This is a genomic window from Nocardia canadensis, from assembly GCF_032656385.1.
Lineage (GTDB): Bacteria > Actinomycetota > Actinomycetes > Mycobacteriales > Mycobacteriaceae > Nocardia > Nocardia canadensis.
Map to the genome: position 1 here is coordinate 232,238 of NZ_JAVCWB010000002.1, position 12,835 is coordinate 245,072.

Below are 12,835 nucleotides of genomic sequence, written 5' to 3' on the forward strand. Positions count from 1 at the left end.
GGGATGAATCGAACCGACAGCGGCGCGGCGGCGCGGCGGGTACGCCTGCTGCCCGCCGCTGTCGGCTATCTGCTGATCGGCGGGGCGACCGGGCTCGCCGCGCTGTTCGCGCTGGCCGCGCTGGCCGTCGTCGCCGCCATGAGCCTGATCGGGATCGGGATCCCGGCGCTGCCGGAGGCGGTGAGATTGATCCGCCCCCTGCTCACCCTGGAACGGCGCAGGGCGGGGCACCGCCTCGGCACCCCGATCACCTCGGCCTACCGGCCGCTGACCGGTGACCTGCGCGAACAGCTCGCGACCCTGGCCGCCGACCCGGCGAACCGCCGCGACCTCGCCTGGCTGGTGCTGCACGGCGTGATCGGGCTACCGCTGGCCGCGCTGGCGGTGGCCCTGCCGTTGAGCGCGGTGCAGCATCTGGTGCTCCCCCTGCTCTGGTGGGCGGGGGTGGACGGGTTGCCCGGCAGCAACGGGCTGGTCGTCGTTTCCTGGCCCACGGCGGCCCTGAGCGTGCTGATCGGTCTGGTGTTCGGCGCCCTCGCCCTGCGCTCGCCCGAGGCGGCGACGGCGCAGGCGAAGCTCGCGCGAGCGCTGCTGGCGCCGGACGAGCACGCCCTGCTGGCCGACCGGGTCGCCGAACTCACCGCGACCAGGGCCGCCGCCCTCGACGCGCACGGCGCCGAACTGCGCCGCATCGAACGCGACCTGCACGACGGCGCCCAGGCCAGGATCGCGGCGGTGATCATGCAGCTCGGGCTCGCCGAGCAATTGCGCGGGCGCGACCCCGACGCGGCGGACCGGATGGTGCGCACCGCCCAGGACACCGCGTCGGCGGCGCTGGCCGAACTGCGGGACGTGGTCCGCAGCGTCTACCCGCCGGTGCTCTCCGATCGCGGCCTGGCCAGTGCCGTCTCCGCGCTGGCCGCGCGCAGCCCGATCCCGTGTGTGGTGGAGCTGAACGGGATCACGCGACGGCCGATGGCGGTGGAGGCGGCGGCCTACTTCGTCATCGCCGAGGCCGTCACCAACGCCACCAAGCACTCGGGGGCCGCGACGCTGTCGATCGAACTGGGCGGACCGCCGCAACTGCTGATCGTGGCGATCCGCGACGACGGCGTCGGCGGGGCGACGGTGACCGAGGGCGGTGGCCTGGCCGGCATCCGGCGCAGGGCCGAGGCCCTCGACGGCCGGATGACGCTGACCAGCCCCGCCGGTGGGCCTACGCTGGTGCGCGTGGAGTTGCCGTGCGGGTCATGATCGCCGAGGACGACGCCCTCCTGCGAGAAGGCCTGGTCCTGCTGTTGAAGACCGCCGGGATCGAGGTGGTCGCCGCCGTCGACAATGCCGACGATTTCCTCGCCGTGGTCACCGCCGACCGCCCGGACGCGGTGGTGGTCGACGTGCGGCTCCCGCCGACCTTCACCGACGACGGCCTGCGCGCCGCCGTGCGGGCCAGGACCGTGCACCCCGGGCTGCCGGTGCTCGTCCTGTCGGCCTATGTCGAGGACAGCTACGCCGCCGAACTGCTCGGCGACGGCGCGGGCGGGGTGGGCTATCTGCTCAAGGAGCGGGTCGGCAAGGTCGACCGGTTCCTGGATTCGCTGCACCGGGTCGCCGCCGGCGGCACCGCGATGGACCCGGAGGTGATCGCGCAGCTGCTGGTGCGTCGCCGCGTCGACGATCCGCTGTCGACGCTGACGGCCAGGGAACGGGAAGTACTCGCGCTGATGGCGGAGGGCCAGGACAACTCCGCCATCGCCGCCGGGCTCGTCGTCACCGAAGGCGCTGTGCTCAAACACATTCGCAGCATCTTCGCCAAGCTCGGCCTGGCCGCCGACGAGTCCGGCCACCGGCGGGTGCTCGCGGTGCTCGCCTATCTCAACGCTCGTCCCGGTCGGCCGTGAACGCGCGTCACCGCACCGCGCCGGACCCGGGCCGCTCCGACGGCGACCCGGCCTCGTCGCGGCAGGTCAGGTCGGTGCCGGGCAGAGTCCCGTCGAGCAGGTAGGTGTTGACGGCAGCGCTGACACAGCCGTTCGGGTAGTTGCCGTAGATCCAGTGGATCGGCACGTCCGGCAGGGTCACCAGCCGTGAGCCGCGCAGTGCCCGGTGCATGACCTGAGCGCCCGCGAAGGTGGTGCGCGTATCGCCGGTGGACTGCACGATCAGACTCGGCACCGCGTTGTCGATCACCGTGGTCGGCTCGACCGGCGGCGCCCAGAACGCGCACGGCGTGATGTTGTTCGCGAACGCGCCGAACAGTGGCTGCTCGGCCCGGCTCGCCTCGATATTGCGCCGGTACCAGTCTGGATCGCGCGGCACTTCCGCGTCGCCGCAGAGCACGGCGGTGGCCGTGGAGAGGTCGCGCGGCTGGGCCGTCAGCATGAACGCGAGCGAGGCGGCCAGCCCCGGTTCCGGTATCACCGTGACGCCGTCGGCGGCGTCGGCGAGCTGACGCAGTTGCGCGGCCAGCAGCGGATACTTGCGTGGATCGTCGAGTTCGGCGAACAGCAGCGTCGGCAGGCTGTGCTGGTCGACGGTGAATTCGCCGATCCGGATCGGCCGCTCCTTCGCCCGGCGCACCATCGCCTGCACCGACTCGCGCACGGCGGAACGATCTGTGCCGAAACGGTATTCGCCGTCGCGCGCCGCGGTCCAGTCCGCCCACAGGTCGAAGGCGGCCTCGTTGACCGGACCCATGGCGCGCAGCATTTCCGACGCGCCGTAGTGCTCGGGGTCGACGGCGCTGTCGAGGACGAAGCGGTCGGCGCGGTCGGGGAAGAGCTGAGAGAACACCGCGCCGAGGTAGGTGCCGTAGGAGGCGCCGAAATAGCTGATCCGGTCCTCGCCGAGCACCGAGCGGATGAGGTCCATGTCGCGCGCGGTATTGCGGGTGGTGATGTGGCGCAGGCGGGGACCCTCGTTCGCCGCGCACTGGGCGGCCAGCCCAGCCTGGCGGGCGGTGCTCGTGGCGAAGTCGCCCGCGTCGAGTCCGGCGGACTGGATCCAGAACCCCTCCTGCCAGCGGCAATTCACCGCGGCGGAGCGGCCGATGCCGCGCGGGTCCATGCCGATCAGGTCGTAGCGGGCACGGACCTCGGGTGTCATCCCGGCGCTCAGGTCGATCGGGTAGCCCAGGCCGGGGCCACCCGGGCCGCCCGGGTTGGACAGCAGCACGCCGTGGCGGCGCGCCGGATCGGTGGCGGGCAGGCGGGAGATGGCCACGGTCATCGTCTCGCCCCCCGGCGCCGAATAGTCCACCGGCACGGTGACATCGGCGCACTGCGCGCCCGCCGGGTCGAGGCGGGGGTCCTCGCAGGATCGCCAGGACAGCGTCTGCCGGCGGAAGGAGTCGAGCGGGTCGGCCGAAGCCGGTGCGGCGGTGAGTAATCCGAGAACGGTGGCGGCGGTGAGCGCGGCCGTCGTCAGGCGCTTCATGCCGCGCACACGATCGCGTCGAAGGCCTGGTCGACGAGTTTCGCCTGTTCCTCGCTGCCGGGCAGCTGGTTCACCGTGAGGGTGACCGCGACGCCGTCGGCGGTCGTGCCGGTGTGGGTTCCGAAGCCGGGGATGCTGCCGCCGTGCCCGCTCACCTGGTCCCCGCAGGACGCGGTGCGCTGGATCAGGCCCAAACCGTAACCGGCCGTGGGCATCCGATCGAAGGGCACGGTGCGGCGCATCTCGTCGAGCTGGGCGGGAGCCAGCAGCTTGCCGTTCAGCAGGGCGGCGAAGAAGCGATTGAGGTCGGCGCCGGTCGAGATCATATCGCCCGCGGTGTCGGCCCAGGAGGGATCGAGTTCGGTGAAATCGACTCGAGTGCCGTCGATGTCCTGATAGCCGCGCGAGTGCGGGGAGCGCAGGCCGGTGTCGCCGGACGCGGGCGTGTAGGTGTCGCGCAAGCCGAGCGGTTCGATGATCCTGGTCGCGATCTCGGCGGCCGCCGGACGGCCGGTGACCTGCTCGATCAGCATGCCGAGGAGCACATAGTTGGTGTTGGTGTACACGGCGCGGGCACCCGGCTCGTACTGCGGCGGCATCGTCATCGCGATGCGCACCAGGTCGGCGGGGCTGTGATGCTGTCGCCGCGCGGCTTCGGTAGCGATGTCGAGCTGCGGGGAGCCGGGGTCGGTGGGCTTGCTGGGATCGCCGCTGGCCAGATACTCGGGCAGGCCGCTGGTGTGCTGGAGCAGCTGACGCACGGTGACGCGATCCCCGTCGTTGCCGTTGCCGTGCACGACCCCGGGCAGATAGCGCTCGACGGGCGCGTCCAGCTCGACCTTGCCCTCGGCGACCAGCTGCAGCAGCACGGTCGCGACGAAGCTCTTGGTATTGCTGCCGATCCGGACGAAGGCTCCGTCGGGAATCGGCGCGCCGGAGGCGATGTCGCCGACGCCCGCGGTGACGGTACGTTCGCCCGCCGGGGTGGTGATCACGGCCTGGGCGCCGGGGAAGCCCGCCCGCACCAGTGTTTCGAGGGCCTGTCGCACCTCGGGCCCCGGCGCCGTCGGCGGCGCGCTCTCGCCACCACACGCGGGCACGGCGAGCAGCGCGACGGCGCACGCTCCCGCGGCGACGATGCGGTGGGACCTGCTGCGAAATAGGGTCATGAGCTGCGCTTTCCTCCTGCTGAGACGGTGCCTGCCTGACTGTTTCGAGCGTAGGAAGACCAACCCGCCGCGCCCATGCCGCGCGCGCCCGAATCCGAGGTGGTGCCAGCACTACCAACCCAGGGGTGGGGAAGGTGAAACGCCCATGGTGGGGGCGGAAGTCCCCCTAGGGGTGGCTGTTTCGGCGGCTGCGCGCCCATAACGTTCATCTCGTCGAAAACGAACGCAGAGGAGCGAACGACATGCGCATCAAAACCACCATCGCCGCCGGACTGCTGGCTGCCGCGACCGTCGCCGGGGTGTCGACGGTCGCCGCGGGCAACGCCGCCGCCAGCCCTTACGGCACCTACTACGGCACCTACGCCACCCTCGCCGCCTGTCGCGCCGACGGCGAGTCGTCCTACACCGGCGGCTACTACTGGGAGTGCACCGAGAACTGGGACGGCTGGGACCTCTACATCTGGTACTGAGCTACCTGATCGTCCGACCCAGGGGCATCCGGCGACGCCGGGTGCCCCTTCTCGGTGTTCGGCTAGATTGTCGGTCTGAGTTCCCCCAGTGAGAGAGATTGGCCGCGCATGCTGACGTTCGCCGTGCTCGGTGAGATCCGTGCCTGGCGCGCTGGGATCGAGCTCGACCTCGGCTCCCGGCAGCAGCGCGCTCTGCTGGCCGCCCTGCTGCTGCGCACCGGCCGCTCGGCCACCGTCGACGAACTGATCGACGACGTCTGGGGCGAGAACCCCACCGCCAGCGCCGTGGGCGCGCTGCGCAATCACATCCTGCATTTGCGCCGGGTCCTCGAACCAGGGCGCGTGGCGGGGGAGCCGCCGCAGGTGCTGGTCGCGCTCGGCGGCGGCTACGCGCTGCGGGTGCCGGTGGGCTGCGTCGACATCGAACAGGTCGACGACTTGATGCTCACCCCGCACTCCGACCCCCAGACCGCGGGCGACACCGTCGACGCCGCCTTGCGGTTCTGGACCGGCACCCCGCTGGCCGGACTGCCCGGCCCCTTCGCCGAGCGGCAGCGCGCCCACCTCGCCGACCGCAGGCTCGTCCTGCTGGAACAGCGCGCCGAACTCGACCTGCGCCGGGGCCGCTATGCCGAGGCCGTCGCCGACCTCACCCCGTTGTGCGCCGAGCACCCGCTGCGCGAACGGCCCCGCGCGCTGCTGATGACGGCGCTCTACCACGCCGGTCGCCAGGCCGAGGCGCTGCGCGTCTACGCCGACACCCGCCGCGAACTCGTCGACCAGCTCGGCATCGAACCAGGGCGCGAACTCGCCGATTTGCACCGGCGCATCCTGGCCGGTGAGCTGAGCACGCCGCGCGAGCCTGCCGCGCAGGTCCGGCCGCGGGCGCCGCAGCGGGTCGCGCAGTTGCCCGCCGACGTCGTCGACTTCACCGGCCGCGCCGAGGTGGTCGACCTGCTCGCCGCGCGGCTCACCGCGACGGGGACCGGGGTGCCGGTCTGCGCGATCGGCGGGATGGGCGGGATCGGCAAGAGCGCACTGGCCGTGCACGTGGCGCACCGGGTGCGCGAGCGATTCCCCGACGGGCAGCTGCACGTCGACCTGCACGGCTTCGCCGCCGATCACGCCGGCGGCGCCACCGCCGCCGACACCCTCGGCGACTTCCTGCGCGTGCTCGGTGTGCCGGAGGGTGAACTCGCCGCGGGCGCCGCCGAGCGCGCGGCCCAGTTCCGCAGCCGGCTGGCCGGGAAACGGGTGCTGGTCGTCCTCGACAACGCCCGCTCGGTCGACCAGGTCGCGCCGCTGATTCCCGGTACCCCCGGCTCGGCGGTGCTGGTCACCAGCCGTTCGGCGCTGCCCGAGCTACCGGGCACCACCGCGGTGCGCCTCGACGTGCTCACCGACACCGAGGCGCACAGCCTGCTCGCCGGGATCGCGGGCCGCGACCGGATCGCGGCCGAACCCGAGGCGGTCGCCGCGGTGCTCGGCGCCTGCGGTGGCCTGCCGCTCGCGGTCCGCATCGTCGGTGCCCGGCTGGCCGCGCGCCCGGCCTGGACGGTGCGGATCGTGGCCGAGCGGTTGCGCGACACCGCGCAGCGGCTCAGTGTCCTGCGCACCGGCGAACTCGCCGTCGAGCTGGCCTTCCGGATCAGCTACGACCAGCTCGACACCGGTCACGCGCGCGCGTTCCGGATGCTGGCGGTGCCCGAGGTCGGGGAGATCTGCACCGAGGGCGCCGCCGCGATCCTCGGGATCGAGGTCGCCGAGGCCGAGCAGGTGTGCGAGGACCTGGTCGACCTGAACCTGCTCGAGACCACCGCGCCCGGCCGCTACACCTATCACGACCTGCTGCGCCTGTTCGCCAGGGAACTGCCGGTCACCGGTGCCGCCGACCCGCCGCTGACCGCGCTGCGCAGGCTGCTCGACTTCTACCTCGCCACTGTGAAACAGGCTGTCGCCGTCTGTAATCCGGGCACCCGGCTGCCCGAGCACCTGCGCCCGACCGCCGCGCCGGGCGTCCGGTTCGCCGACGAGCACGCGGCCCAGGCGTGGCTGGCCGGACAGCGGCACAACCTGGTCTCGCTCTATCGCCAGTGCGCGCAAGCCGGTGGCCCGGTGCTGGCCCCGGCCGCCGATATCGCCTGGGCCACCGCCGAACTCATCGACGGCGGCGCGAACTGCATCGAGGTCGCACGGGCGCTGGAGGAACTGCTCGACGCCGCGTTGTGCGCGGGTGACCGCTCGGTGGAATGTCGGGTGCGGGTCGCCCTCGGCGCGCTGTTCGCCTATTCGCTCGGCGCGCTGCGGCAGGGGCGCGACCATCAACGCATCGCGCTGTCGCTGGATCGCGGCACCATCAGCGATGCCCGGCTCACCGCGTTCGCCGCGCAGCTGCTGTCGTCCTCGACCCGGCGCGGCACCGAAACGGCCGCGCCGCTGGCCCATTCGGCGCGGGCGATCCGGCTGGCCCGCCGGGTCGGCGACCGGGCGATCGAATGCGCGTGCCTGGTCCACGAGGTGAAGACCTACTCCGACGCGGGCGATTTCCCGGCGGCCAGGGAGCGCGCGGTCACCGCGCGGGCGCTGGCCGCCGAGCTGGGCAACCGGTCGCTCGAGGTGATGGCGACGCACGAACTCGGGGTCACCCTGGTCTATCAGGGGGAGACGGCCGAGGGGGTGCGGCTGTGCGAGGAGGCGGTCGCGCTCGGCCGGGCCGGCGGGATCGAACTGCGGCTGGGCTGGGCGCTGTCACGGCTGGCGCACGTGCTGCTGATGGCAGGCCGGGCCGCCGACGCCGAACCCGTCGTCGACGAGGCGATCCAGGTGCTCACCCGTGCGATCGGGCCGCTGACCAGGGCCAGAGTGCTGGTGCTCCAGGGGCTGATCAAACAGGCCACCGGGAAACCGGGTGCGGCGGAGGAGTCCTTCACCGCCGCGGCGGAGTCGTTCGAGACGATGCAGGATCCGCAGCTGACCCACGAACGGCTCGACGCCGAACTGGAGGCGCCGGTGATGGCGCTGCTGCACGATCATCTCGCCGCGCTGCGCGCCCGCCGGGACATCATCGCCGCGTCATAGCGGCGTCATCACGGGGCGCGAATATTCGTGAGGCACTGGCGAACACAAGTGTTCACGCGATAGATTGCCCTATGTACCCGGTTGTCGCGACAGCGAGCCGCGTCGTCGCCGGGGGGTCGGCGGCCCGGACCGGGACAACGAGAACGGGATGTCCGAACTGCTCCGGACATCCCGTTCTTCGTGCACCGTCAGCTCAGTGGCCGGCTTCCTTCAGGCGGGTGAAGGACTCGTCGATGACCTTCTCGGCCTCGGCGCGGCCCAGCCACTCCGAACCCTGGACGAACTTGCCCGGCTCCAGGTCCTTGTAGCGCTCGAAGAAGTGCTTGATCGCCGACAGCTCGAACTCCGAGACGTCGCCAAGTTCCTGGATGTGGTCCCAGCGCGGGTCGCCCGCGGGCACGCACAGCACCTTGTCGTCGCCGCCGGCTTCGTCGGTCATGCGGTACACGCCGATCGGACGGGCTTCCACGATCACGCCGGGGAAGACCGACTCGGGCAGCAGCACCAGCGCGTCCAGCGGATCGCCGTCCTCGCCGAGGGTGTTCTCGATGAAGCCGTAGTCGGCCGGGTAGCCCATGGAGGTGTACAGGTACCGGTCGAGCTTGACCCGGCCGCTCTCGTGATCGACCTCGTACTTGTTCCGAGAGCCCTTGGGGATCTCGATGGTGACGTCGAACTCCACGCCATCTCCTTGCTCGTTCGAGTGCTTCTCTGCCGAATCGCCAGATCGTTCTGGGGAACCGTTGCGCAACGAGGATAGTGTGGTGTGCTGGTACACCGGTGCGGCAGGCGGCTCAGCGCGCAGTCGAGGCGTGTCGGGCGGCGTTGAGGGAGAGACGACGGTCGTGATCGGTCCGAGCGAGAACAATCCGGGAGCGACGGCGCAGCGCCGACGCAAGTCCACGTGGATCTGGGTATCGGCGGTGGTGGTCGCCCTGCTGGTGATCGCGGGCGGGTTCGTCGCCATCGCGCGCCCGTGGACTCCCGAGTTCCGCCACGGCGGGCTCACCGTGGCCCCGCCGCCGTCCACCGATCAGCCCGTCGCCGAGGTCACCCCGGCCAAGTCGGACGCGCCCGCGCCGACGTCCGCCGGGATCGCCGCCGCGCTCGCGCCGGTCGTCGGCAGCCCCGACCTGGGCAGCTTCGCCGGTCAGGTGACCGACCCGACCAGCGGCGCGGTGCTGTGGAGCCAGGATCCGGCCAAGGCGATGATCCCGTCCTCGACGGCGAAGGTCATGCTGGTCGCGGCCGCGCTGCTCACGCTGCCCGACGATCAGCGGGTGGCGACCAGGGTCCTCGCCGGTGCGCCGGGGGAGCTGGTGCTCGTCGGCGGCGGCGATCCGACCCTGACCACCAGGGCCGACGGCGGCTACTACACCGACGGCGCCCGGATCGCCGAGCTGGCCGCGCGGATCAAGGCGACCGGCAGGCAGGTCAGCGCGATCGTCGTCGACACCTCCGCCTATCGCGGGCCGACGATGGCCTCGGGCTGGGACCCGGTCGATATCCCCGAGGGCTCGATCACCCCGATCGAGCCGATCATGCTCGACGGCGGGCGGTTCGATCCGTCGGCCGACTACTCGCCGCGCACCTCTACTCCCGCGCTCGACGCCGGACGCGCGCTGGCCGCCGAACTCGGCGTCGACCCCGCCGCGGTGCGGGTCGGTCCGGCCGCGCAGAACGGCGCCGAGATCGCCAAGGTGGAATCGGCGCCGCTGCGAGTCCGGTTGCACGACATGATGATCCACTCCGACAATGTGCTCGCCGAGACGATCGGGCGGGAACTGGCGGTCGCGACCGGGCACGAGGCGTCCTTCGCCGGGGCCGTCGCCGCCACCACCGCGGCGCTGACCAACGCCGGATTCGACATCGCCGGACTGCATCTGGCCGACAACAGCGGGCTGTCCGTCGACGACCGGGTGCCGCCGCGGCTGCTCGACGCCATCATCGCCACCGCCGCCGAGCCCACCGGCGACGCCGCCGTGGCACCGGCCGGAACGCAGGCCAAGCCCGAGAACGACCCGCGCGCAGCGGCTCTCGCGCCGCTGCTGGACGACCTGCCGGTCGCGGGCGGTACCGGGACGCTGGCGCCGCGCTTCGTCACCCAGAACCGCCAGGGCGCGGGCTGGGTGCGGGCCAAGACCGGAACTCTGAGTGTCGCCAGCGCGTTGGTCGGATATGTGCTCGACCGCGACGGCCGGGTACTGACCTTCGCGCTGATGTCCAATGATCGGTTGCCGGAGGTCAGCAGGCCCGCCCTCGACGCGGTGGCCGGTGCCCTGCGCAACTGCGGATGCTCCTGAGAGCGGGTGGCGATGACCGAGGACAAGACCGGGCGCACGACCTCCGGATTCAGCGGTGCGGTGGACTGGCGGCTCGCCGCCCGCACCGGCGCCGTGCTCGCGCCCGCCGGACCGCGCACCTCCCGGCAGACCGCCGAACAGGTCGTCGCCGAGCTGGCCACCGCGTCGGTGCGGGCCGAAGGGCCGGTGCGTGAGGTCAGCGGACTGCTCGACGACCGGCCGGTGCCGGAGGCCAGGATCGTCGATCGGCCCGGCTGGATCGCCGCCGCCGCCGATTCGATGGCCGTGCTCACCGGCACCGAGGCCGTCTCGACCACCGGCAAGCTCGTCGGCAAGCCGGCGGGGTTGCAGGCCGGGACCATGCTGGCGTTCCTGTCGACGGCGATCCTCGGCCAGTACGACCCGTTCACCGGGGAGGACGGCACGCTGCTGCTGGTCGCGCCCAATATCCTCGGCGTGGAGCGGGCGCTCGGCGTCGACCCGGCCGACTTCCGGCTCTGGGTCTGCCTGCACGAGGTGACCCACCGGGTGCAGTTCTCCTCGGCTCCGTGGCTGGCCGACTACATGCGCGCCAATGTCGACATCCTCAGCGAGGTCGGTGAGGAGCCGATGAGCGAGATGCTGAGCAGGCTGCTCGCCGAGGTCCGCCAGCGGCGCAACGGCGACACCGCCGACGACCCCAACAGCCGTGGCGTCGTCGGCCTGCTGCGCGCCGCGCAGGCCCCGCCGCAGCGCGAGGCGCTGGACCGGCTGCTCATGCTCGGCACGCTGCTCGAAGGCCACGCCGATCACGTCATGGACGCTGTCGGACCCGCCGTCGTCCCGACCGTCGCCGATATCCGCCGCGCCTTCGACCAGCGCCGGAAGAAGCCGACCAACCCGGTGCAGCGGCTGCTGCGCGCGCTGCTCGGGGTGGACGCGAAGGTCGCCCAGTACGTGCGCGGGAAGAAGTTCGTCGACGCGGTGGTCGAGCGGGTGGGCGTCACGGAGTTCAACACGGTGTGGACGAACGCGGAGACGCTGCCCCGTCTGGACGAGGTGGACGATCCGGGCCGCTGGATCGCTCGCGTGCTGTAACCGCCGCTCCGGGATTTCCGGCCCGCCACCGGGGTTTCGTCGGCGGCCGATGGTGCCGCCGTGAGTGGGTTCGCCCGTCCCCGGCGCGTCACCCAGGTGCTCGCGATGGTCTGTTGCGCCGGGTGGCTGGGTAGCCTGCGTGCATGGGGATCATGCCCGGGGCTGTCAGGCCGTTGCCGAATCGGCGGCTGTTCGCGGGTGGGGAGCGGACTCATCGTGGTGCCGTGGTGGTGGGGCGGCCTGGGGTCGGCCGCTCTCGCGGTGCTCGATGACGGGCCGGCGGCGGCTTCCGGAGACTGCCGCGGTGCTGGCCGTGCGGCGGGGCGTGCGGGACTGGGTCGCGGCGCGGGGTGGGCCGAGGCCGGTGGTGGTCGGGCTCTCCGGCGGCGCCGATTCGCTGGCGTTGGTCGCGGCCGCTGTCGTCGAGGCGGGAGACGTGACGGCGGTCGTGGTGGATCATCGGTTGCAGGACGGGTCGGGGGAGGTGGCCGCACGGGCGGCCGAGCAGGCGCGGGCATTGGGGTGTGTGGACGCCGAGGTGCTCGCGGTCGAGGTCGGGCGCGACGGTGGGGTCGAGGCGGCGGCGCGGGCGGCCAGGTACGCGGCCCTGGAGTCGGTGCGCGGGGAGCGGCCGGTGCTGCTCGGACACACCCTCGACGATCAGGCCGAGACCGTCCTGCTCGGGTTGGCACGCGGGTCGGGCGGGCGTTCGCTCCAGGGCATGGCGGCCTGGAACGCACCGTGGGGGCGGCCGTTGCTGGCGGTGCGGCGGGCACGGACGCGGCAGATGTGCGCCGATCTCGGCATCGAGCCGTGGGAAGACCCGCACAACCTCGATCCGGCCTACACCCGGGTGCGGGTGCGCACCGAAATCCTTCCGCTGCTCGAGGAGGTACTCGGCGGCGGGGTGGCGCAGGCCTTGGCGCGCACGGCCGACCAGCTGCGGGCCGACGGCGAGGTGCTCGACGTGCTCACCGCCGACCTGCTGCGCGCGGCGATCGTGCCCGAGGGTGGCCCCGGCGACACTGATCGACCGGCACTGTCGATCGAGATCCTGGCCACTGCCGCCCCCGCGCTGCGGCGCCGCGCGATCCGGGCCTGGCTCGCCGAACAGGGCATCGGCGGCGTGCTGAACGCTCATTTACAAGCGATCGACGAACTCGTGAGCAACTGGCGCGGCCAAGGCGGGGTGGCGGTGGCCGGCGGCAGCAGGGACCACAGGTTGGTCGTGGCGCGCGCGCATGGCACGCTGACGGTACGCGCGCAGCCGCGAAACGATGCCACATAATGGATCGGCCCGGTC

10 protein-coding genes are annotated in these 12,835 nt (G+C 72.4%); 7 read left to right on the forward strand and 3 right to left on the reverse strand.

Going from position 1 to position 12,835, the window contains the following annotated elements; genetic code table 11:
- The first annotated feature begins 3 nt into the window (after positions 1-3).
- Positions 4-1,254 (forward strand): sensor histidine kinase, encoded by a 1,251-nt coding sequence (locus tag Q7X29_RS04330; RefSeq protein WP_218720722.1) that lies wholly within the window; start codon positions 4-6, stop codon positions 1,252-1,254.
- Entirely contained in the window at positions 1,242-1,901 is a 660-nt protein-coding gene (locus Q7X29_RS04335; protein ID WP_316573356.1) for a response regulator transcription factor, read from the forward strand. The genes Q7X29_RS04330 and Q7X29_RS04335 overlap by 13 nt, the downstream gene beginning before the upstream one ends.
- Positions 1,902-1,908: 7 nt before the next feature.
- Here Q7X29_RS04335 and Q7X29_RS04340 read toward each other — a convergent pair whose 3' ends face one another.
- Both Q7X29_RS04340 and Q7X29_RS04345 read right to left on the reverse strand, forming a co-directional pair.
- Entirely contained in the window at positions 1,909-3,435 is a 1,527-nt protein-coding gene (locus Q7X29_RS04340) for an alpha/beta hydrolase (RefSeq protein ID WP_316573357.1), read from the reverse strand.
- Positions 3,432-4,604, reverse strand: a complete 1,173-nt coding sequence (locus Q7X29_RS04345) for a serine hydrolase domain-containing protein (protein WP_316573358.1) — start codon at positions 4,602-4,604, stop codon at positions 3,432-3,434. Before Q7X29_RS04345 ends, Q7X29_RS04340 begins: the two co-directional genes overlap by 4 nt.
- A 242-nt stretch (positions 4,605-4,846) precedes the next feature.
- On the opposite strand from Q7X29_RS04345, the gene Q7X29_RS04350 reads away from it, so the two are divergent.
- Positions 4,847-5,074, forward strand: coding sequence for a hypothetical protein (locus Q7X29_RS04350; RefSeq protein ID WP_316573359.1), 228 nt, complete (start codon positions 4,847-4,849; stop codon positions 5,072-5,074).
- Between the two features lie 108 nt (positions 5,075-5,182).
- Positions 5,183-8,152, forward strand: coding sequence for an AfsR/SARP family transcriptional regulator (locus Q7X29_RS04355; RefSeq protein ID WP_316573360.1), 2,970 nt, complete (start codon positions 5,183-5,185; stop codon positions 8,150-8,152).
- Positions 8,153-8,345: 193 nt separating this feature from the next.
- Here the strand turns inward: Q7X29_RS04355 and Q7X29_RS04360 are convergent, their stop codons facing one another.
- Entirely contained in the window at positions 8,346-8,834 is a 489-nt protein-coding gene (locus Q7X29_RS04360; RefSeq protein WP_218720728.1) for an inorganic diphosphatase, read from the reverse strand.
- A 163-nt stretch (positions 8,835-8,997) separates the two neighbouring features.
- On the opposite strand from Q7X29_RS04360, the gene dacB reads away from it, so the two are divergent.
- From dacB to tilS, 3 genes are all read left to right on the forward strand, one after another.
- Positions 8,998-10,455 carry a D-alanyl-D-alanine carboxypeptidase/D-alanyl-D-alanine endopeptidase gene (dacB, locus tag Q7X29_RS04365; RefSeq protein ID WP_218720729.1) on the forward strand — a complete coding sequence of 486 codons (1,458 nt, stop codon included), beginning with the start codon at positions 8,998-9,000 and terminating at the stop codon, positions 10,453-10,455.
- Between the two features lie 12 nt (positions 10,456-10,467).
- Positions 10,468-11,532 (forward strand): zinc-dependent metalloprotease, encoded by a 1,065-nt coding sequence (locus Q7X29_RS04370; protein ID WP_218720730.1) that lies wholly within the window; start codon positions 10,468-10,470, stop codon positions 11,530-11,532.
- A gap of 268 nt (positions 11,533-11,800) precedes the next feature.
- Positions 11,801-12,820, forward strand: coding sequence for a tRNA lysidine(34) synthetase TilS (gene tilS, locus Q7X29_RS04375; RefSeq protein ID WP_316573361.1), 1,020 nt, complete (start codon positions 11,801-11,803; stop codon positions 12,818-12,820).
- The last annotated feature ends 15 nt before the right edge of the window (positions 12,821-12,835 follow it).